The sequence below is a fragment of the Arthrobacter sp. 05T45 genome, from assembly GCF_056395875.1.
The window spans coordinates 37,371-56,386 of sequence record NZ_JBFTKI010000030.1; the positions used below are offsets into that span (position 1 = coordinate 37,371).

At 67.7% G+C, this 19,016-nt stretch carries 17 protein-coding genes; 10 read left to right on the forward strand and 7 right to left on the reverse strand.

The window, feature by feature from the left end; translation table 11 throughout:
- The gene (locus tag AC1DGD_RS19880; protein WP_476857969.1) at positions 1 to 1,077 is read left to right on the forward strand and encodes a GNAT family N-acetyltransferase; all 1,077 of its coding nucleotides are present in this window, start codon (positions 1 to 3) and stop codon (positions 1,075 to 1,077) included.
- A gap of 65 nt (positions 1,078 to 1,142) precedes the next feature.
- Here the strand turns inward: AC1DGD_RS19880 and AC1DGD_RS19885 are convergent, their stop codons facing one another.
- The 4 genes from AC1DGD_RS19885 to AC1DGD_RS19900 form a co-directional block, all read right to left on the reverse strand.
- Positions 1,143 to 1,661, reverse strand: coding sequence for a DinB family protein (locus AC1DGD_RS19885; RefSeq protein ID WP_476850461.1), 519 nt, complete (start codon positions 1,659 to 1,661; stop codon positions 1,143 to 1,145).
- A 175-nt stretch (positions 1,662 to 1,836) separates the two neighbouring features.
- Entirely contained in the window at positions 1,837 to 2,460 is a 624-nt protein-coding gene (locus AC1DGD_RS19890; protein ID WP_476857970.1) for a DUF305 domain-containing protein, read from the reverse strand.
- 761 nt (positions 2,461 to 3,221) lie between these two features.
- A complete protein-coding gene (locus AC1DGD_RS19895) occupies positions 3,222 to 4,673 on the reverse strand; it encodes a multicopper oxidase family protein (protein WP_476857971.1) in 1,452 nt (483 codons plus the stop codon).
- A gap of 8 nt (positions 4,674 to 4,681) precedes the next feature.
- Complete coding sequence (locus AC1DGD_RS19900) at positions 4,682 to 4,939, reverse strand: SHOCT domain-containing protein (RefSeq protein WP_476850464.1); 258 nt, start codon at positions 4,937 to 4,939, stop codon at positions 4,682 to 4,684.
- A gap of 246 nt (positions 4,940 to 5,185) precedes the next feature.
- Between AC1DGD_RS19900 and AC1DGD_RS19905 the strand changes: the two genes are divergently transcribed.
- The gene (locus AC1DGD_RS19905; RefSeq protein WP_223917085.1) at positions 5,186 to 5,569 is read left to right on the forward strand and encodes a VOC family protein; all 384 of its coding nucleotides are present in this window, start codon (positions 5,186 to 5,188) and stop codon (positions 5,567 to 5,569) included.
- Between the two features lie 120 nt (positions 5,570 to 5,689).
- Here AC1DGD_RS19905 and AC1DGD_RS19910 read toward each other — a convergent pair whose 3' ends face one another.
- Positions 5,690 to 8,230 (reverse strand): DNA gyrase/topoisomerase IV subunit A, encoded by a 2,541-nt coding sequence (locus AC1DGD_RS19910; RefSeq protein ID WP_476850465.1) that lies wholly within the window; start codon positions 8,228 to 8,230, stop codon positions 5,690 to 5,692.
- A 67-nt stretch (positions 8,231 to 8,297) separates the two neighbouring features.
- Here AC1DGD_RS19910 and AC1DGD_RS19915 point away from each other — a divergent pair, with 67 nt between their 5' ends.
- From AC1DGD_RS19915 to AC1DGD_RS19925, 3 genes are all read left to right on the forward strand, one after another.
- The gene (locus tag AC1DGD_RS19915) at positions 8,298 to 11,009 is read left to right on the forward strand and encodes a bifunctional acetate--CoA ligase family protein/GNAT family N-acetyltransferase (RefSeq protein WP_476857972.1); all 2,712 of its coding nucleotides are present in this window, start codon (positions 8,298 to 8,300) and stop codon (positions 11,007 to 11,009) included.
- 80 nt (positions 11,010 to 11,089) lie between these two features.
- Entirely contained in the window at positions 11,090 to 11,833 is a 744-nt protein-coding gene (locus AC1DGD_RS19920; protein ID WP_223917079.1) for a DUF5998 family protein, read from the forward strand.
- Position 11,834: 1 nt separating this feature from the next.
- Positions 11,835 to 13,124, forward strand: a complete 1,290-nt coding sequence (locus AC1DGD_RS19925; RefSeq protein WP_476857973.1) for an alkaline phosphatase family protein — start codon at positions 11,835 to 11,837, stop codon at positions 13,122 to 13,124.
- Positions 13,125 to 13,245: 121 nt separating this feature from the next.
- Here the strand turns inward: AC1DGD_RS19925 and sepH are convergent, their stop codons facing one another.
- A complete protein-coding gene (gene sepH, locus AC1DGD_RS19930) occupies positions 13,246 to 14,673 on the reverse strand; it encodes a septation protein SepH (RefSeq protein ID WP_476857974.1) in 1,428 nt (475 codons plus the stop codon).
- 332 nt (positions 14,674 to 15,005) lie between these two features.
- On the opposite strand from sepH, the gene AC1DGD_RS19935 reads away from it, so the two are divergent.
- Positions 15,006 to 15,305, forward strand: a complete 300-nt coding sequence (locus AC1DGD_RS19935) for a DUF4193 domain-containing protein (protein WP_018772415.1) — start codon at positions 15,006 to 15,008, stop codon at positions 15,303 to 15,305.
- Positions 15,306 to 15,422: 117 nt separating this feature from the next.
- Here the strand turns inward: AC1DGD_RS19935 and AC1DGD_RS19940 are convergent, their stop codons facing one another.
- The gene (locus tag AC1DGD_RS19940) at positions 15,423 to 15,908 is read right to left on the reverse strand and encodes a DUF3093 domain-containing protein (protein WP_476857975.1); all 486 of its coding nucleotides are present in this window, start codon (positions 15,906 to 15,908) and stop codon (positions 15,423 to 15,425) included.
- A gap of 183 nt (positions 15,909 to 16,091) precedes the next feature.
- Here AC1DGD_RS19940 and dut point away from each other — a divergent pair, with 183 nt between their 5' ends.
- The 4 genes from dut to AC1DGD_RS19960 all read left to right on the forward strand — a co-directional run bounded on the left by dut (position 16,092) and on the right by AC1DGD_RS19960 (position 18,832).
- Positions 16,092 to 16,610 (forward strand): dUTP diphosphatase, encoded by a 519-nt coding sequence (dut, locus tag AC1DGD_RS19945; RefSeq protein ID WP_230010969.1) that lies wholly within the window; start codon positions 16,092 to 16,094, stop codon positions 16,608 to 16,610.
- Positions 16,611 to 16,792: 182 nt separating this feature from the next.
- A complete protein-coding gene (locus AC1DGD_RS19950) occupies positions 16,793 to 17,539 on the forward strand; it encodes a DUF3710 domain-containing protein (RefSeq protein WP_476857976.1) in 747 nt (248 codons plus the stop codon).
- Complete coding sequence (locus AC1DGD_RS19955) at positions 17,532 to 18,002, forward strand: hypothetical protein (protein ID WP_476850470.1); 471 nt, start codon at positions 17,532 to 17,534, stop codon at positions 18,000 to 18,002. The genes AC1DGD_RS19950 and AC1DGD_RS19955 overlap by 8 nt, the downstream gene beginning before the upstream one ends.
- On the forward strand, positions 17,999 to 18,832 hold the full coding sequence (locus AC1DGD_RS19960) for a DUF3159 domain-containing protein (protein WP_476850471.1): 834 nt from the start codon (positions 17,999 to 18,001) through the stop codon (positions 18,830 to 18,832). The genes AC1DGD_RS19955 and AC1DGD_RS19960 overlap by 4 nt, the downstream gene beginning before the upstream one ends.
- Positions 18,833 to 19,016 lie beyond the last annotated feature (184 nt).

Consider the following 19,016-nt stretch of genomic DNA (forward strand, 5'->3'; position numbering starts at 1 on the left):
ATGAACCGCAACGGCGAGCTCCACCCCCGGCCCGCACTCGATCCCCGGCTGTCCTGGCGGCCGGCGGAGCGCCGCTACCTCGACGCGTGGGCCGGGCTGATTGCCCGCACGGCCGCCGTCGAGCAACCCGTCTGGTTCGAGCGCCAGGCGGATCTGGAACAGATCCTGGAGTCGAAAAATAACCCGGCAACGGCAAACACCATCATCGGCTTCGATCCGGAGGGCGTTGCCCGGGCTTACGGCCGGATCACCAAGAACCGCGACGGTGACAAGGCGAACGGCTCCGGCTGCGTTGACCCCGAGTGGCAGGGGAGCGGGATCGGCACCTCGCTGCTGGGCTGGATGGAACAGCGGACCAGGGACCGCTTTGCCGAGGACGCACGGCCGGCCGGAACTGTTGGGGATGCCGGCACAGCTTTGGCGGCCGGCGATGCCGGGGGGAACGGGGACGTCCCGCGCCCGAGACTACGGCTCCATACCGAACAGCAGCACCAGCACCAGGCCACCTTGTTTGCCGGTTCCGGCTACGGCGTTGTCCGCTATTACAACGAGATGCACCGGCCACTGAACCAGGCTGTGCCTGAATCCTCCCTGGACCCCGGACTGGAGCTCGTCACTTTTGGTCCGGAGTTGCATGAACCGGTGCGGCTGGCGCACAACGCGGCATTCCGGGACCACTGGGGCAGCGAGCCCCGCGACCAGGAGGGTTGGGGCTTTGTGGTGAATGATCCGCAGGCCCGGCCGGACCTGAGCGGCGTCGTGCTGGACCGTTCTACCGGCACGGTGGCCGGGTACCAGTTGGCCACCCACGACGTCGGGGCCGCCCTGACCCGCGGCTTCCGCGAAGGCTACACGGAGCTCCTCGGCGTCCGGCGGGAGTACCGTGGCCGGGGCATCGCGCAGGTGCTTTTGGCCGATGCCATGCGCCGCTTCGCGGCCGCGGGCATGGACGTGGCCTCGCTGGATGTCGACTCGGAGAACCCGACCGGGGCCCTCGCGCTCTACATCAAGATGGGCTATGTGGCCGTCAACCGGAGCATGGCGTGGGACAAGGAGCTTCAGCCGGCAGCGCCGTAGGGGCCGCCTCGGGGAACCGCAGACCTGCGCCTGCCCGCCGGCCGTCCGCGCGCTGGTTCTTCGCGTTAGCCGTCCACGTCGTGGAGATGGTGGACGACGTCGTGCAGGAAATACTGCGCGAAGGTCAGGACAGTGAACACTGAGCCGTTGCTCCGGGTCCCCAAGCGGACCCAATCCTCCTCCGTTACCCGTGCGAAGGACGCTGCAATCTGCTCGCCCTCGGCCGTCAACTCGACGCCGACCTGGGCTGGATCGGCGTTGGCGTAGTCCTGCTCGATTGCCGTCTTGTCCTGGTCCCAGTCATCGAACCGGGCATCGTCCTCGGACAACATGAGGGACAGGCGGTGATCGAAAAGCGTGAAGACGTCCCGGACGTGGCAGCCATACTCGAGGACGGACCACGCTGCCTCGTTGGGCCGTTCCGTCGCGTCCGGACGTCGGAGGGCTGCACGCCACCGCGGGAGCATGCTGATGACGATCCCCGGCGCCGTGGCCGGGGTCGCGGCGGAGGCATCGAAACCGCACTCGGGGCAGGGCCGCGACAGGACCCAAGTCCAGTCCTTGGAATCCGGAATGATAGGCATTCCAGCAGTGTAGGTGCATTTGTTCCGCCGGGCATCCCGACCCGTCGCTGCAGCCGGTGCGGCACCCAGGTACGAGGCCAAAGCAGCACCGCCGTCGGCCGATGCTTTGACGACGTCGGCCGTGGCCGCCCAGTTGACGGCCCCGGTCCGAAGACGGACCGGGGCCGGGACGCTGCTAGAGGCTGGCCAGCAGGTCCTTCATCTCTTGGATTTCAGCTTCCTGGGCGGTCACGATTGCCTTGCTGAGGCTGATGGCGTCCGAGTTCTTGCCTTGGCTGCTTTCAGTCTTGGCCATCATCACCGCGCCCTCGTGGTGGGCGATCATCTGGGCCAGGAACAGCTTGGCCGCGTCGTTGCCCTGGGCGGCGTCGAGCGTCTTGAGGTCGCCGTCGCCCATCATCCCGTCGCCCATGCCATGGCCGGACGCCATCTGGGTGGGTTCGTTCCAGGTCTTGAGCCAGCCCGTCATCTGCGCGATTTCGGGTGCCTGTGCGGCCTTGATCTTGGTGGCGAGTGCGGTGATCCGCGCGTCCATGCCCTGTTTCCTGAGCATCATGTCGCTCATTTCCACGGCCTGGGCGTGGTGCGGAATCATCCCTTGGGTGAACATGGTGTCTGCCGCGTTGTGGCCTGCGGTTGCGGGGGCTGAGCTGGATGCCATGCCCATGCCGCCGCTGACCATGCCCGGCATGGTGTTAGTGGGTGTGCTTCCGGAGGTGCCGGCGCAGCCGGCAAGGGCGATGGCGGCGGAAATGCCGAAGGCAGAAATTGTGGCAGAGATGGTCAGGGTTTTCTTCATGGGGTCAAGTCCTTCAATCATCAATCGGCGTTGTGGCACGCCTGCGGATGACACGCCTGCGCCGCTGGAAGAACGGGATGGAGCGTGTCGGGTAAGTAGGGACGCCGGGCACGACACGGCGCGATCCCGTCTTACGTCCGGCTGATGGACAGATCGCCCGGCGAAGGACTTGCGGGGCGATAGAAGTAGGCCCTGACGGCGGCGTCGCTGTGCGTGTCCGGGTTGTGCATTGAGGCCGGTGCCGTGCCAGGCGGGGGCGCGGCCAGGGACGTCATTGCCGCCGAGGGCACACAGGCCGAGTGCATTGACGCAGCGTCGGCGCAGTTCGATTGGCATACGCACGAAGCCGCTGGGGCAGCGGCCCGGCTGTCGGCCGTCAGGTCGGGACCGGCTGGGGTCGCAGGGCGCGGAGCCAAGGAGTCACGGCCCATGGTGCGCTCTTGCAGGGCATGGGCGGCCGGATGAGGTGCGAGGCCGGTCTCCGGCCGGGAAGACGACCCCGCGGTTTCCGCGGAGGATGTCACCGCGGTCATGGCGTGAGCGCCATGCATTCCGGTCATGATGTGCATCCCGAGGAATCCAGCCATGACGGCCAGCAGGCCCACTAGCAGGAATCCGCGGCGAAGGGCGGTTGCGGCATGGCTCATGAAAGCTGCGGCCATGGCATTCTCCCTCCGGTTGGCAGTGTTGGACGGTAGCCAGGTTAAGGCTACAGGCTGCGCATTGGCCGGGCCGTCGTCGGGATACTTGCTCCCGCTGGGCTAGCGGACTTCGATGACGCCCATCATTCCTTGGTCCTCGTGGTCCAGGATGTGGCAGTGGTACACGGAGCGGCCGGTGAAATCCTTGAAGTGGATCCGGACCCGCACCTGTCCGTTGGCGGGTATGTTGACGACGTCACGCCAGACGGGCTGGCCCGGCGCCTGGCTCTGTTCTTCGATGATCTGCATCGGCCAGACGTGCAGGTGGAAAGGATGGTCCATCGGGCTGGGATTGATCAGGGTCCACTCCTCCACCGTCTGCGCGGCCACGGTGGTGTCCGTCCGGCTTGCGTTGAATTCACGGCCGTTGATGGTGAAAGTCATTCCCATCCCCATCCCCATACCGCCGACGGCGAAGGTCAGCTGCCGGCGAGCGGCAACGGCCGCGGTCCTCAGGTCTGCCGCTGCGGGCCGGGCCGGCACCGCCGGAGGAGGAGAGGGCGGGGCGCCGGAGACCGAGAGGGTCGCCAGCACGAGATCCCCTGTGCCCTGGGCGCCGTTGGGGGCTGGCCCTGCCGGTCCCATCATGCCGGCCATGCTGCCACGGTTGTAGTAGACGGCAGCGAGAGTGGCGTCACCCTCGACAGCTGTGACCAGGACATCTGCACGGTTGCCCGGCGCCAGCAGCACCTCGTCCACGTTCCGGGGTTCGGGGAAGCGGCCGGAATCCATGCCGAGGAGCTGCATCTGCTGCCCGTCCAGGCGCAGCTGCAGGTAGCGGGCCACGCAGGTGTTCACGATCCGCCACCGCTCACGCTCGCCCGGCCGGGCGGAAAGTTTCGGGTTGCTTTGGCCGTTGACCAGGACAAGTTCACCTTCCCGGCCGAGCATTCGGTCCATGGGCGAGGGGCCGGCGACGGTTCCGGAGCCGTCCAGGGTGATGTCAGAGACGACCATCACCCGCTCGCGGCTGACGTCCACGGGCTGTGCGTCCTCGACGATGATCGCACCGAACAGGCCGGCGAAAATCTGATCGGCGACCATGCCGTGATGGTGGGGGTGGTACCAGTACACGCCGGGCGGGTGGTCCGCAGGGAGCCGGTACTCGTAGCGGAACGAGTGGCCGGGCTCGACGACGTTGAAAACGTTGTCTCCGTTGCCCTGGGGTGAAACGTGGAGTCCGTGGACGTGCAGGTTTGTCGGGACGTCCATGCTGTTGACCAGCTCGACGGCGAACACGTCCCCACCCCTCAAACGCAGGGTTGGGCCGGGGATTCCGCCGTTGTAGCCAAGCGCCGAGGCCTGCTGGCCGCCGAGCTGCACTGAGCCAGCGGACGCTTCGAGCCGGACCTGCAACTGTCCGTTGCTGCTGCGCAGCTGCTTCGGCTCGGTGAAGTCTCCGCCCGCGACGGACGCGAACCGGGAACTGACCGTCCACCAGAGCCCGGCTCCGCCGGCGGCTATGGCTGCCGTGCCGACGCCGCCCAGCAGGAGCGCGTTCCGGCGGCTCATTGGGAGCACTATTGGTCCTCGCCGAGAACCTTTAGCTGCTCGCGGTATTGCTCCGCCGTCAGTTCACCCCGGGCAAAGCGTTCATCGAGGATCTGCCGGGCCCGGCTCCTGCGTGGGTAGGGCCCCTGCGGTCCCTGCATCCCGCTGTGACTGCCGCCTCCGGCAAACATGCGCACGGCGACCAGTACCAGCAGCGCTATGCCGATGAGCAGCAGTATGCCCCACATCCACATCCAGGCCATATTCATGCCGTAGCCCCACATCAAGACCGGTGCCCTTTCGCCTCAGACCATTGCTATTCCGATTCTTTGGCCGACCCCGGCTGCCCGGTAGAGTCCGAAGGCCTCCCCGCCCCGGGAGCCTCGAGCTACACGCACTCACGGATATCGAGTGCGCGCATGCCCGGCCGTGCCCCGCCGGCCAAGGAAATCGGCGTCGCGGTTTCTCAGGTACGTGGGGGATGTGGAGGAGTATCATTCCTTCCGGGGGGCGGGCCTGGAAAGAGAATAGCCATGCTCAAGGACAAGCAAGTCGGCGCAGTGCTACCGGCAGCGGACATCGCCCGTGCACGGGATTTTTACCGCGATAAGCTCGGACTCGAACCCGAGAACGCGGATGCCGAGGACAACCTGCAGTACAAGTGCGGCGGCGGTACCGGGTTCCTCCTGTACCAGACGCCCAATGCCGGAACGGCCAAGAACACGCAGATCGGCTGGGTGGTCGATGACCTTCCGGGTGCCGTTGCGGAACTCCGGGCCAAGGGAGTCGTCTTCGAGGAATACGACTTCCCGGGCCTAAAAACGGAGGACGGCATCGCCACCACTCCGGACGGAAGCTCGGCCGCGTGGTTCCTGGACACGGAGGGCAACATCCTGAGCCTCAACCACATGCCCTAGCGCCGGCCCACAGGATGCGGGCAAGGCTTCCGGGACTGAGATCGCCGGAGGCAACGCCGGATCACGAATCCCGGCCGGAGCGCGACAGCGCCGCCGGCCGGGTTTCGTTCGTCCGCGGTCCTACGTGTCGTTGCCGGCTTCCGGGTCCTCTGACCACGCCATGCTGGGTCCAATGGCGTCGATCGCCTGGGACAGCGGAATGCCGGAGCCGTCGCGGCGGCCATGCTCGCCGGGGAGTGAGCGCGCCACACCTGCCAGGGAGGACGCCTTGGCCGGACCGTGCCCAGCCCAGCCGAGCAGCAGCGTGTCCTCGCCCTTGAGGAAACGGTGTGCCCGCACCCCGGCAGTCGCCCGGCCCTTGACCGGGTACTCGGCCAGGGCGGTGACCTTCGCGGCCCCGGGGGCTGTGCCCGGCAGCGCGCCTTCCGTCCCCGCGATGGTCACGACGACGGCGGCGGCGTCAGCGGGGCTGGCGGTCCCGAAGAACATCACCCGGTCCCCGGCGGCCAGCTTGATCCCGGCCATGCCGCCGGCGGTCCGGCCCTGCGGGCGGACGGCGGAGGCACTGAAGCGCAGCAGTTGGGCCTGGCGCGTGATGAAGACGAGGTCGTCGTCGTCGGACCCGGCGGGGGCAACGCCCACCACGGTGTCCTTGTCCTTGAGCGCGATCGCTTCCCAGTCTTCGCGGTTCAGCGGATAGTCCGGCTGCACACGTTTGACCACGCCCTGGGCGGTTCCGATTGCCAGAACCTGGTCCAGCGGCGCGAAAGCCACCAGCGATTCCCCCTTGAGCAAAGTGATGAAATCCTTGGCCGCTACCCCGCCGGCCATGTTGGGGGTACCCGAGGTTGGCGGCAGCACAGGCATGTCCATGACCTGCAGGCGCAGCATGCGGCCCTGCGAGGTCACGGCGGCGATCTCGCCGCGGGCGGTGGTTTTGACCACGGAGGAGAAGACGTCATGCCGGGTTCGCGGTCCAGCCTCGGCCAGGCTGTCCTGGTTGGCGGTGCGGGCAATCTGCCCGGACACGGTGAGGATGGCCCAGCAAGGATCGTCCGCGATCTCAAGGGCCAGCGGTGCGGCCTTGCCCTTGGCCCCGGCGGCTGCGCCCAGTGCCGCGGCGACGGTGGGGGAGACGGCCTCGGATTCCAGCAGGACGGTCCGGCGCGGTGTGCCGTACTTTTCCGCGATCTCGCCGAGTTCGTCGGACACCAGGGCACGGAGCAGCGCGGGGGAGCCCAGGATCGCTTCAAGCTCCGCGATCTCCCGGCGGAGCTCCTCTTGCTCCTTCTCCAGCTCGACCCGCGAATATTTGGTCAGCTGCCGCAGCCGCAGTTCCAGGATGAAGTTGGCCTGGATCTCGGAGAGATCGTAGATGGACATCAGCCGGGTACGGGCCTCGGCCACCTCGTCGGAGGACCGGATGATCTGGATGACCTCGTCAATGTCCACGATCGCGACCAGGAGGCCCTCGACCAGGTGCAGGCGGTCCTTCTTCTTGCCCAGCCGGAAGGCGGTGCGGCGCCGGACCACATTGATCCGGTGGTCCACGTAGACCGAGAGCAGCTGGAGCAGCCCGAGGGTCTGCGGCTGGCCGTCGACGAGCGTCACATTGTTGATGCCGAAGGAGTCTTCCATCGGGGTGTAGCGGTAGAGCTGCTGGAGCACGGCAGTGGGATTGAAGCCGTTCTTGAGCTCAATGACCAGGCGCAGGCCGTGCTTGCGGTCGGTGAGGTCCACGACGTCGCTGATGCCGGTGAGCTTCTTGGCGTTGACGGCATCCTTGATCTTCTCGATCACCTTCTCGGGGCCCACCATGTAAGGCAGTTCCGTGACCACCAGGCCGGTGCGGCGGGCCGAGAGCTGCTCGATGTCCACCTTTGCCCGGGTCTTGAAGGATCCGCGGCCGGTGGCATAGGCGTCGCGGATGCCGTCCAGGCCCACAATCCGGCCACCGGTGGGCAGGTCCGGGCCGGGGACGAACCTCATGATGTCCTCGAGCGTGGCGTCCGGGTTGTCGATCAGGTGCCGGGCCGCGGCGATGACCTCCACCAGGTTGTGCGGGGCCATATTGGTGGCCATGCCGACGGCGATGCCCGTCGCGCCGTTGACCAGCAGGTTGGGGAACGCGGCCGGCAGCACGTCCGGCTGGGTCAGCTGGTTGTCGTAGTTGGGAACGAAATCGACGACGTCCTCGTCGAGGTGGTCGGTGAGGGTCAGGGCCGCGGCCGCCAGCCGGGCTTCCGTGTAGCGGGGGGCCGCCGGGCCGTCGTCGAGCGAGCCAAAGTTACCGTGTCCGTCGATCAGCGGCAGCCGCAGGGAAAAGTCCTGGGCCATCCGCACCATGGCGTCGTAGATCGCGGCGTCACCGTGCGGGTGCAGCTTGCCCATGACCTCGCCCACCACGCGGGCGCTCTTGACGTGGCCGCGGTCCGGGCGCAGCCCCATGTCGGACATCATGTAGAGGATCCGCCGCTGGACGGGCTTCAGGCCGTCGCGGGCGTCGGGAAGGGCCCGCGAATAGATCACCGAATAGGCGTATTCGAGGAATGAGCCTTCCATCTCGGACGTGACATCGATATCGACGATGTTCTCGACGAATTTTCCTGCGGAATCGTGGCTGGGTTCCCCTGCCGGGGGCGTGGTTTGGCGGCGTGCCATAAGGCTGGTGGATCCTTCTGAGGGGTGCTGAACGGGTACTGCGTAAGTTTATGACTAGGCTAAGCCTATGGTGGATCAGCCGGCGGACGGCGTATATCCGGAATATTGGGAAGCCGATGTTGTCCTGCGCGACGGCGGCACGGCGCATGTGCGCCCCATCCACCCCTCCGATGCAGATGCGGTCCAGGCCTTCCACGTGGGCCAGTCCCAGAAGTCCATCTACATGCGCTTCTTCGCCTTCAAGTCCAAGCTTTCCAGCAAGGAACTCAAGCGCTTCACCGAGGTGGACTACAAGGACCGGGTGGCCCTGGTGATCACCATCGGCGGCGAAATCCTGGGCATCGGCCGTTACGACCGGCTCGATGACCCGGCCGAGGCCGAGGTCGCCTTCAACATCGCCGACGCCCATCAGGGCCGCGGCATCGGCTCGATCCTGCTCGAACACCTCGCCGCCGCGGCCCGCGAGAACGGGATCCGCAAGTTCAGCGCCGAGGTGCTTCCGGAGAACCGCAAGATGCTCATGGTCTTCTCCGACGCCGGCTACGACGTCAAACGCCACTTCGACGACGGCGTGGTCAGCCTCGAGTTCAACATCGACCCCACCGACAAATCCCGCGCCGTGATGGAATCCCGCGAGCACCGCGCCGAGGCCCGCAGCATCCAGGAACTGCTCGCTCCGGCGTCCGTGGCCGTGATCGGAGCCAGCCGCAAATGGGGCACCGTGGGCTACCAGCTGCTCGAGCACGTGATCGAAGGCGGCTTCAGCGGCCCGGTCTATGCGATCAACCCGGAGGCCCTGGAACTGGCCGGCATGCTCTCCTTCGCCCGGCTCTCCGAGGTTCCCGGCCCGGTTACGCTCGCCATCATCGCGGTCCCGTACGACGAGGTCCCCAAGGTGGTCCAGGAATGCGCGGCCGCCGGGGTCAAGGGAATCGTGGTGGCCACCGCGGGGTACGCGGACGACGGCGAACGCGGCCTGGCGCGCCAGCGCGAACTGGTGCGGCAGGCTCGAGAAAACGGCATGCGCGTGATCGGCCCGGCGTCCCTGGGCATCGTCAACACCAACCCGGCCGTGTCCCTCAACGCCTCGATGGCACCGGCCCTGGCCCGTCGCGGCGGGTTGGGGCTGTTCAGCCAGTCGGCCGCGATCGGCGTCTCGCTCTACGCGGCCTCCAGCCGGCGCCGGGTTGGCATCTCGACCTTCCTCTCGGCCGGCAACCGCGCCGACGTCTCCGGCAACGACATGATGCAGTACTGGGAAGACGCCGCCGACACCACGGCGGTGGGCCTGTACCTGGAATCGATCGGCAACCCGCGCAAGTTCTCCCGGCTGGCCCGCCGGCTGGCCCGCACCAAGCCGGTGATTGTGGCCAAGTCCGACGCCATGGGCCTGAATCTGCCGCCCGGGCACTCCGTCCGCACCACCCAGGCTCCCTCGGAAGCGCTGGATGCCATGATGCGGCAGGCCGGGGTGATCCGGGTCGAGACCATCGAAGAGCTCATGGACGTCGCCCAGATCGTCTCGAGCCAGCCGCTGCCCGGGGGCCCCGGAATCGCCGTCTTCAGCAACTCGCGCGCCCTTGGCAAGGTGGTAGCAGACAGTGCCGCCCGCCAGGGGCTCGGCGTGGAACGGATCGTGACAGACGTGGACCTGGACGCGGGCATGTCCCGGGCGCTGCCGGCCCTGAGCCGGAGCCTGCAGGAAACCCTGACCGCGGACAGGGTGTACGCCGCGGTGGTCGCGCTGCTGCCGGCGCACGGTCTCACCGTCGAAAAGATCGCCGGAGTGCTGGCCGAATGCTCCGCGGCGGCCGGCAAGCCGGTGGTTGCCGCCTTTAGCGGAATCCTTGATCCCTCCATCTATGTGGAGGGAATGGTCGGCGCCGAACCTGAACAGCCGCACCAGCCCGCGCCCGCTCCGCCGGTCCCGTGCTACTCCAACCCGGGTGCGGCGGTCGCGGCCCTTGCCGCCGTCGTGCGCTACGCCCAATGGCTGGACCGGGACCAGGGACTGTTCGTGGAGCCCGAAGGGTGCCACCCGGAGGCCGCCCGGGTGGACCTGGAGCTGCTGCTGCGCGATGTGGGCGGCGAGCAGCTCGTCCGGCTGGACCAGGACACGGCCGCCCGGCTGCTGGGCCACTACGGCATCCGGCTGGTCCCGTCCGTCGGGTTCGAGACGGCGGAGGAGGCCGTGGCCGCGGCCGGGCAGCTCGGCTGGCCTGTGGCCTTGAAGACCACGGACCCGGCACTGCGGCACCGGCTGGACCTGGGAGGTGTGCGGCTGGACATCCAGGACGCCGATTCGTTGCGGCGCAACGTGCTGGAGATGCGCAAGTCGCTCGAGCGGTACGGCTCGCCGTCCCTGGAAGTGCAGACCATGGTACCGGTGGGGCAGGCCTGCACTTTCCGCGCCATCGAAGACCCGCTGCTGGGGCCGGTGATCTCCTTCGGCCTGGCCGGAGACGCCGTGAACCTGCTCGACGACTGGGCCCACCGCGTGCCGCCGCTCTCCGGCTCCGACGTCCACGACTTCATCCGGGCGCCCCGGGCGTCGCGGAAGCTTTTCGGCTACCAGGGCCTGCCCGCCGTCGACGTCGCGGCACTCGAGGACCTCGCCGCCCGCCTCACCAGGCTGAAGGACAACCACCCGGAGATCGCGCTGGTGCATTTCAATCCCGTCCTCGCCGGGCCCGATGGTGCCTCGATCCTGGCCGCCGATGTCAGGATCGCGAACGCCGCCCAGCGGACCGACAGTGCACGCCGGGCGATGCGCAGTTAGGGTCTAACCTCCCCGGCTGCAGCCCGCCTCCAGGGCCCGGCAGTTAGCAAGTCCCATGCTGATCTGTGAAAATGGAGACTATGAGCACCCAGCCTCCAGCACCCAAGCCCCTGGCGACCGCCCCCGCACGCCAGACCGCGCACCACCACGGCCTTCATGACCACAGTGCGCAGGGCCAGAGCCTGGAAGGGGCCCTCCAGCAGGCCGGTTTCTACCCCCGGCTCGTGGCCGACGTCGTCGCCGATGCCCTGGATGGCCGCGATTGCGTGGCCCACCTCGTACATCTCGAGACACACTTCGACCGGGCCGAGGTCCGCCGCCACATCACAGTCCTGGTGTTGACCGACGACATGTTGGTCATCACCCATGTCGACGACCAGCAGCTCGACGAGGCCGGCGAGCAGACCGTCGCCCAGGTGTCCACCGAGTCCGTTCCCGTCACCCAGATCCGCTCCGTCGTCTTGAGCTATGTCTACGCCCAGCCGCAGGACTACAAGCCTTCCGACCCTGTCCGCGAGCTGACGTTGTCCATTGCATGGTCCGGCGGCCAGCGTCTCGACATGGGTCCGGCCAGCTGCGGGGACCCGCAGTGCGAGGCCGATCACGGCTACAGCGGCACCATTGCCCAGGAAGACATCGTCCTGCGCATCAGCGCCGAAGCGGACGGCCTGCAGGCCGTACAAGACGCTAAGCTCTTCGCCCGCGCCCTCCGCGCTGTGAACACCGGCTCCGCGGCGCCGGTCCCGCACAACGGGCCCGGGCTGCCGCCCCGACCGCGGATGGGCGTGTTCGGAAACCGCCTCAGCCGCGGCCACCAGCGCTGACATGGCCCATTTCCGTCAGCCTGAGCCCGCCGAAGATCAGCTGCCAGTCCCGGTATTGGCTCCCTCCCTGGCCGCCGGCGCCGCGGCCGTTCCGCTGGCCGCCGGTGCTGGTCCGTCCCCGCTCCCGCCCGCCCCGGCGTTCGGACATCGTTCCATCGCCGAGGTGCTCACCAGCGCCGCCGCCAGCCTGGGAGTCCCGGGGTTTGAGAACAAACTGAACCTTCCGGCCGCCAAACGCGTGTGTGTGGTGCTGGCCGACGGGCTGGGCCGGAACCTGTTGAAGCAGAAGAGCGCCCACACCCCGTTCCTGCGTGCGGTCCAGCAGGCCGGCCAGGGCCAGGTGCCCGTGTCGCTGGACTCGGCGTTCCCGTCCACCACCGCGGCATCCCTCGCCAGCTTCGGCACCGGACTGTCGGCGGGCCAGCACGGCATGGTGGGCTACGACGTCCTGGATCCGGATCAGGACCGGGTAGTGAACATGCTGGGCAACTGGGACGCCGGCGTGGACCCGCGGACGTGGCAGCCGTTCCCCACCGTTTTTGAACGGGCCGCGGAACACGTCGATGTGACGACGGTCAGCCTGCCGCAGTTCAGCACCTCTGCCATGACCGAGGCCGCGCTCCGCGGAGGCCGCTTCCTCACCGGAATCACGTCGCACGCCCGGACCGAAGCGGCCGCCGAGGCCATGGCTGGCGCCGGTCCCTCGCTGATGTACTTCTATGTCAATGAGCTCGACAAGGCCGGGCACCGCCACGGCTGCCAGTCAGCCCAGTGGGAGCACCAGCTGGAAGAACTTGATGCCACGGTGCGCCGGCTCAACGCCACCCTGCCGGCCGGCACCACGGTGCTGCTGACGGCGGACCACGGAATGGTGGACGTGCCCGAATCGCAGCGGATCGACTACTCCGCGGAGCCGGCGCTGCTCGCCGGGGTGCGGCACACCGCCGGAGAGCCGCGCATGGTCCACCTCTACCTGGAGGATAGGACGGACGACGCCGCCCGCGGCCGCCTGCTGGCCAACTGGCGGTCCCGTTTCGGGGACAGAATATGGGCCTTCACCCGTGAGGAAGCGATCGCGGGCGGCCTGTTCGGCGACGTGAGGGCCGAGGCCGCCTTGCGGATTGGCGACGTCATGATCGCGGCCCGGGACGCGCTGGCGCTTTACGATACACGCAGGGTCCGGCCCACTGCCCTTGAGGTCGTGGGCCAGCACGGTTCCCTGACGAAAGCTGAGCGTGAAGTCCCGCTGCTCTATTTCCAGGCCGACGGTAAAAAAGCGCCCCGCGGCTGACGTTCCCAGCCTGAAATTCGGGACTGAAAATCGGGACGGAAATTCCTGCCTGAATTTCCTGCCTGAAATTCGGGACTGAAATTCGGGACTGAAATCCCTGCCGGAAACGCGCACCCGGCTTTTATTGGTCGTTGCGGGTTCCGAAGACGATTTCGTCCCAGCTCGGAACGCTGGAGCGCTTCGGCTTGGCCGGCTGGCGCTCGGGCTGGTCCGTTCCGGCTTCGTTCCGGGCAGCGGCGTGGGACTCGCGGTGCTGCCGCCGGGACGTTCCGCCGCCGATCAATTCATCCAGGCCCGGGCTCGCCGTCGGGCCGCTCTTAGGGGCCGGGCGCAGTTGCGAGGCCGCGATGGTGACTTCCCGGGTCTCGGTGCTGACGCCGTCGTGCAGTTTCAGGGCATCGTCCTCCTCCGGGAGGCGCGGTGCGAGGCTCAGCCGCGAGAGCATCGAGGGCCTGCCGTCGCGCCGTCGCGTGAAGGGGTCGGTTTCCGACGGGGCGGCCGCCTCCACTGCAGGAACGTCCGGCAGACCGGGGTTGATGAGGGCTGGATTGGTCTCGGCCGGGGCGGGATCGTTCTCCGCAGCCGTTTCGGGGATGGCATCCGGTTCCACAGTTGCCGGAAGCCCGGGTGTTTCCGGGACCTCCGAGGGACGGGGGTGGGCAGCGGGGACGCCGGTGGTCAGGAGCGTGGCAAGGGCGTCGTCCGCGTCCTCGTCCACGCCGATTCGCTGGCCGCGGCGGGAACGCAGCATGTCCAGCAGCCCGTCGGCGTCTTGTTCCTGGTGGATCCTGTCCTGCTGGAGCAGCATCTGGTGAATAATGCTGTGCTGGCCGGTCGCTGTGCGGGCGGCGGCCTCGGCATCGGTTTCAAAGTCGAAGGGCCGGTCGGAGACGGCCGTAAGGCGCCGGGTCGGCACGGGGCCTTCGAGCGGCTCAAGTTCGCTCAGCTGCTGGGCCCAGCGGTTGGCGTTTTGCAGGGTCTTCCGGGCGGGGTGGAAGGTCCACAGGGCCGGCGGCTCCTCGCCGATTCCGGCCGGGCCGCCGGGCTTGGGCTCGAAGCGGGCCACCACGTTCCAGCTGCCGTCGGGACGTCGCCAGGAATCCCACTCCAGTGTTGAGGGCTCGACGCCGTAGGCCCTGAGCCGGTGCTCGACCATGTCGCTGAGGGACGCCGGGTTTTCACCGAACACCGATCGGTAGGCGTCGTGGCCCGGGGCGGGGGAGGCGACCTCCACCTTGCGGGCCTGCTGCGCGATGTACTCGCGTTCGGCCAGGACCGGGCCCTCGTAGCGCTGGACTTTCTCCAGCGGAATTCCGGACAGTTCCGCCACTTCGGCGGCGGTGGCCCCGTTGCGAATCCTGGTCTGGATGTCGCGCGGTGACATGGCAATAGGGGGTGCGGCCGCGCTGGACGCGGTCTTCGCCGACGCCCGGCTGGCTGCCACCCGAAGTGCTTCATCGATCGGCAGCTGGAACATCTCGCCGCCGGTGCCACTCAACAGGAGATGCTCTCCGTCGTCGTGGACGCCTACAAGCCGTAGATCCTGCATACAAATCCTCCACCCTGGCATTACTAACAATCGAAACTCTGCCACCAGCCGGACGCATTTCGGGTTAGGACGGCAGGCGCGCCGTGATTTTCCGCGACTTTACGCGACTTTCCGCCTGTTTTTGCCGGTCTGCGGGAGAGATCGGGGCGAGGAGACCGGTGGGCTCTGGCATTCGGGAGGCGCTTAAGCAAAAATGACCCGACACCGGGCACAAAAACCGCATGTCCGGCGTTACAACGGTGAACCGTTCCCGGAGCCCAGGGTTACCATCCCGGCGGGCCACCCAGGAGCGGCGAATCAATCGAACGAATGCGGAGTGTGAGCAACAAATAATGGCGACTGATTACGATGCGCCGCGTAAGACCGAAGAAGACCTCAGCGAGGATTCGATTGAGGCTCTGAAGGCGCGGCGTACGGAGAAGCCTTCCGCCGTGGTGGATGAAGATGAGTCCGACCTCGCCGAAGGCTACGAACTTCCCGGCGCAGACCTGTCCGGGGAGGAACTGCTGGTCCGGGTCCTGCCCGCCCAGGCTGACGAATTCACGTGTGCCTCCTGCTTCCTCGTCCGCCACCGTTCGCAGATTGCCCGCGAAAAGGACGGCCTTAAGTACTGCAAGGATTGCGAGGGCTAGGCACGCGGCAGCCCTGACCAGGACCCCCGATCCCGGGCCCGCATTTCGGGACCGGGGAGGAGGCGACGTGAGGTGCCCTCTGGGAGTTGGGGAGAGCCGTGCAGGGGGCGGCGGGAACTAAGCGTTGAGCGCGGCGATCAGTTGCTCCGGGTGGCGGCTGGACGCCAGCCAGTACGGTGTGCGGTCCGAGGGGTCCTCGATCTCGATCCGGACCACCGGATCCACCCAGCCGCGGATACACAGGAACGCCAGCCCATTGAGCCGGGTGCCCCGCTCCGCCGTCGCTTCTTTGCCCCGGAACGCCGTGGCCTTGCCCAGGAATCCGCGTTCAATCGTGGCCCTGCCCACCTTCAGGGTGGTCCTCGTGACCGTGATTGACGGCGTGGACAGGACCAGCAGCGCGGAGATGATGACGAAGAGCACGATCGCTGCGGTGATACCGGCCCAGATGCTGATGGGCGCCAGCATGAGGATCCCGGCGCTGGAGAACCCCGCCGCGACCAGCCAGATCCAGAAGTTCGGCCAAAGCTTCTCGGAGTAAAGGGCAGTGGAGTCGCGCGGGGCGCTCTTCGGGGCAGGCGCGGCTGCGCTGGATTCGGGCATAAGCACAGCTTTTCATCTTTCCCGGGCTATTTCACCTCGGCCCCGCCCGGCTCCAGCCCTGGATCAACCCGGAACAACCAGGATCAACCCGCATCCACCGCGCACCAGTCCCGCGGGCGGCGTGCCCGGGCAGGCCAGCGTCGGCTAGGACGATGTTCCTTGCGGGCGTTAGAGTGAGGGACTGTGACTGAAGAAAACACCGCCGTCGCCAGTGCCGCACCGACGGCCAGCGACGCAGCCTACGGAACGCCCACCTTGACGGTACAGCTGAAAATGCTCGACGACGGGCTCGAGCCGCCGTCGTACGCGCACCCGGGCGACGCGGGCGCTGACCTTCGCGCCCGCGAGGACGTCGTCCTCGCGCCGGGGGAGCGCCGCCTCGTCCCGACAGGCGTCTCGATTGCGCTCCCGGATGGATTCGTTGCGCTGATCCACCCCCGGTCCGGCCTCGCCACCAAGCACGGACTCACGGTGGTGAACGCCCCGGGGACCGTGGACGCCGGCTACCGCGGTGAAATCGCGGTGACACTGCTCAATACGGACCGGGACGAGGCGATTGAGCTCCGCCGCGGCGATAGAATTGCACAAATGGTCATTCAGCGCGTGGAGTACGCCAGGTTCCTCCCGGTCGAGGAGCTCGACGGCTCCGTCCGCGGCGGGGGAGGCTTCGGCTCCACCGGCGGTTTCGGCGGACCGGCCTGAGCGCAGGCCCCGGCAACACCACGGGAGCCAGCTGCGTTTAAGCAGTGCCGCAGGCACTGCAGCACATGCAGCCAATGATGCACGGAATAAGGAGCCGGCCGCGGGGTAGCGGGCGGCCACGCGGACAGGCGCCAGGACGGCGCCGGGCGGCGGTACAGGATCACAACTGAAGGAGACACCCCATGGTTTTTGGGCGCGGCAGGAAAGCCAAACAGGAGCAGCCGACCGGGGCCGATACGGACCAGAACGCTGTGGCCACGGAAGCTGCTGGTGACGCCGCCGCGACAGCGGCAGGGAACGTTGCCGAGACCGCCGGCCGGGCCGCGACGGGGCCCTTCGACGTCTCGGAAATCGACGACCAGGACGGGTACGTGGACCTCGGTGCGCTGCTGATCGCGCCCCGCGAGGGACTCCAGCTCCGCTTGGAGGTTGAAGAGGCGAGCCAGCGCGTCGTCGCCGTCACCATGGACCTGGAGGGCTCGAGCCTTCAGCTGCAGGCCTTCGCCGCCCCCCGTTCCGAGGGCCTGTGGGATGAAATCCGTGAGCAGATCGGGCAGTCGGTCGGCAGCCAGGGCGGCCAGGTCGAGGAGGTCGAGGGCAGCTTCGGCACCGAACTCGTGGCGAAGCTTCCCGCCGGCGGCGCGGACGGCAGCCAGGGCTACCGCGTGGCCCGCTTCATCGGCGTTGATGGCCCGCGCTGGTTCCTCCGCGGAGTCTTCGGCGGCGAGGCAGCCCTTGACCGCGACGCGGCGGCCGGGCTGGAGGGGCTTTTCCGGAAGATCGTCGTGGTCCGCGGCGAGAACCCCATGCCGCCGCGTGACCTGCTGCAGCTGCGCCTGCCCAAGGACACCGCCGCTGCACCGTCGCCGCAGGCGGCCCCCGAATTCGAACAGCCCGAACGCGGACCGGAGATAACCCAGATTGGCTGATGCCGCCGGCAAAAAATCCACCGCCGCCATGTCCGTCCGGGACTTGCCGGACCGCGGGCGGGTGCTGTGCCACGGCTTCATCGAGTCCGTCACGTACGTGCCCGCCAACCAGGTGGCTTCCTTCATTGCGATCCTGATCGATCACGACGTGCCTGCGCCCGTCAGCCGTTTCCCGGGATTTGGTGTCAAAGCCGGCTCCGGTGCCGGGACGGCCAGCAGCCTGCCGGCCAGCACCCTGCCGGCCAGCGGCGTGTCCACCCACCGGGTGCGCCCCGGCGCTCAGCGCCAGCGGCCGGCCGGCCCCAAGGAGCGGCTGCGCGTTGTATGGCTGGGCCGGCGCCGGATCCCTGGCGTCGACGCCGGAACTGAGCTCCGGCTCGAGGGCATGGTCACCATCCGCGACGGGCTGCCCACGATCTTCAACCCACGCTACGAAATACTCTCCCGCCAGGAGGAGCAATGACCTTGCCCGAACACCCCGAGCGGGACCGCCCGGAGCGGCCTCAACAAGACACCGACCGGCACGAGCCGGCGGAATCCGCGGACGGCGGCCGGGACATTTCCGCCCCCGTGACCTCCGAGCCCACAACGGCCCAGCCCACAACCGCCGCGCCCACCGTCGCCCAGCTTGCCGGGGACTACGCGGCCAAGGCCGGCCTGCACCGGTCGAGCAACGGCAACATCGACGTGCTGAAAAGCGCCGGCGGCATCCAGGGCATCGCCGAGAGCATCCTCCCGGGCCTGGTCTTCCTGATTGCCTTCACCATCGACCGGGAAAACCTAACGATGGCCGTCACGGCCTCCCTGGCGGTGGCCGCCGTCTTCACCGTGGCGCGGCTGGTTCAGCGCAAACCACTGACGCAGGCTCTGGCCGGCTTCATCGGCGTCGGCCTCTCCGCCTGGCTGGCCACCTCGACCGGCAAAGCAGAGAATTTTTACGTCCTGGGGTTCTTCACCAACGTCGGCTACATCCTGGCAATGTCGATCTCTGTGGCCGTGCGCTGGCCGATCGCCGGCCTGCTCTTCGGCTTCATCCGCAACGAGGGCCTGGAATGGCGCAAGGACCCGAAACGGATCAGGGCGTACAGCATCGGCACCTGGGTGATCGTTGCCGTGCTGGTCCTGCGGCTCGTGGTGCAGGTTCCGCTCTACTTCATGGGCGAGCAGGGCCTCGCCGCCCTCGCCACCACCAGGCTCATCATGGGCGCCCCGCTGTACATCCTCGGCATCTGGATTGCCTGGCTGATCACCCGGCCGGCCCCGGTGCCCGCCGCAGCCCCAGAGGCCAACTGACCCGTTGCTCTATCAGATATGGCCGTTCCCAGACTTTGTGCTGTCTCACCTCATCGTTGACACTTCATGTCTCAACTGATCGTGGACGGTTCATGTCTCAGGACTTCGTGGACGGTTGCCTGCCCGTGCCGTTGAGGCCGATGTAGACGGTTCCTTTGGGCGGGCGCGGGTGGCTGATGATTTC

What these genes read in the sequence shown, in the direction of transcription:
- AC1DGD_RS19880 (WP_476857969.1), top strand. Translation starts at nt 1, where the DNA reads ATGAACCGCAACGGCGAGCTCCACCCCCGGCCCGCACTCGATCCCCGG.
- AC1DGD_RS19885 (WP_476850461.1), bottom strand. Translation starts at nt 1,661, where the DNA reads ATGCCTATCATTCCGGATTCCAAGGACTGGACTTGGGTCCTGTCGCGG.
- AC1DGD_RS19890 (WP_476857970.1), bottom strand. Translation starts at nt 2,460, where the DNA reads ATGAAGAAAACCCTGACCATCTCTGCCACAATTTCTGCCTTCGGCATT.
- AC1DGD_RS19895 (WP_476857971.1), bottom strand. Translation starts at nt 4,673, where the DNA reads ATGAGCCGCCGGAACGCGCTCCTGCTGGGCGGCGTCGGCACGGCAGCC.
- AC1DGD_RS19905 (WP_223917085.1), top strand. Translation starts at nt 5,186, where the DNA reads ATGCTCAAGGACAAGCAAGTCGGCGCAGTGCTACCGGCAGCGGACATC.
- AC1DGD_RS19910 (WP_476850465.1), bottom strand. Translation starts at nt 8,230, where the DNA reads ATGGCACGCCGCCAAACCACGCCCCCGGCAGGGGAACCCAGCCACGAT.
- AC1DGD_RS19915 (WP_476857972.1), top strand. Translation starts at nt 8,298, where the DNA reads ATGGTGGATCAGCCGGCGGACGGCGTATATCCGGAATATTGGGAAGCC.
- AC1DGD_RS19920 (WP_223917079.1), top strand. Translation starts at nt 11,090, where the DNA reads ATGAGCACCCAGCCTCCAGCACCCAAGCCCCTGGCGACCGCCCCCGCA.
- AC1DGD_RS19925 (WP_476857973.1), top strand. Translation starts at nt 11,835, where the DNA reads ATGGCCCATTTCCGTCAGCCTGAGCCCGCCGAAGATCAGCTGCCAGTC.
- sepH (WP_476857974.1), bottom strand. Translation starts at nt 14,673, where the DNA reads ATGCAGGATCTACGGCTTGTAGGCGTCCACGACGACGGAGAGCATCTC.
- AC1DGD_RS19935 (WP_018772415.1), top strand. Translation starts at nt 15,006, where the DNA reads ATGGCGACTGATTACGATGCGCCGCGTAAGACCGAAGAAGACCTCAGC.
- AC1DGD_RS19940 (WP_476857975.1), bottom strand. Translation starts at nt 15,908, where the DNA reads ATGCCCGAATCCAGCGCAGCCGCGCCTGCCCCGAAGAGCGCCCCGCGC.
- AC1DGD_RS19950 (WP_476857976.1), top strand. Translation starts at nt 16,793, where the DNA reads ATGGTTTTTGGGCGCGGCAGGAAAGCCAAACAGGAGCAGCCGACCGGG.
- AC1DGD_RS19960 (WP_476850471.1), top strand. Translation starts at nt 17,999, where the DNA reads ATGACCTTGCCCGAACACCCCGAGCGGGACCGCCCGGAGCGGCCTCAA.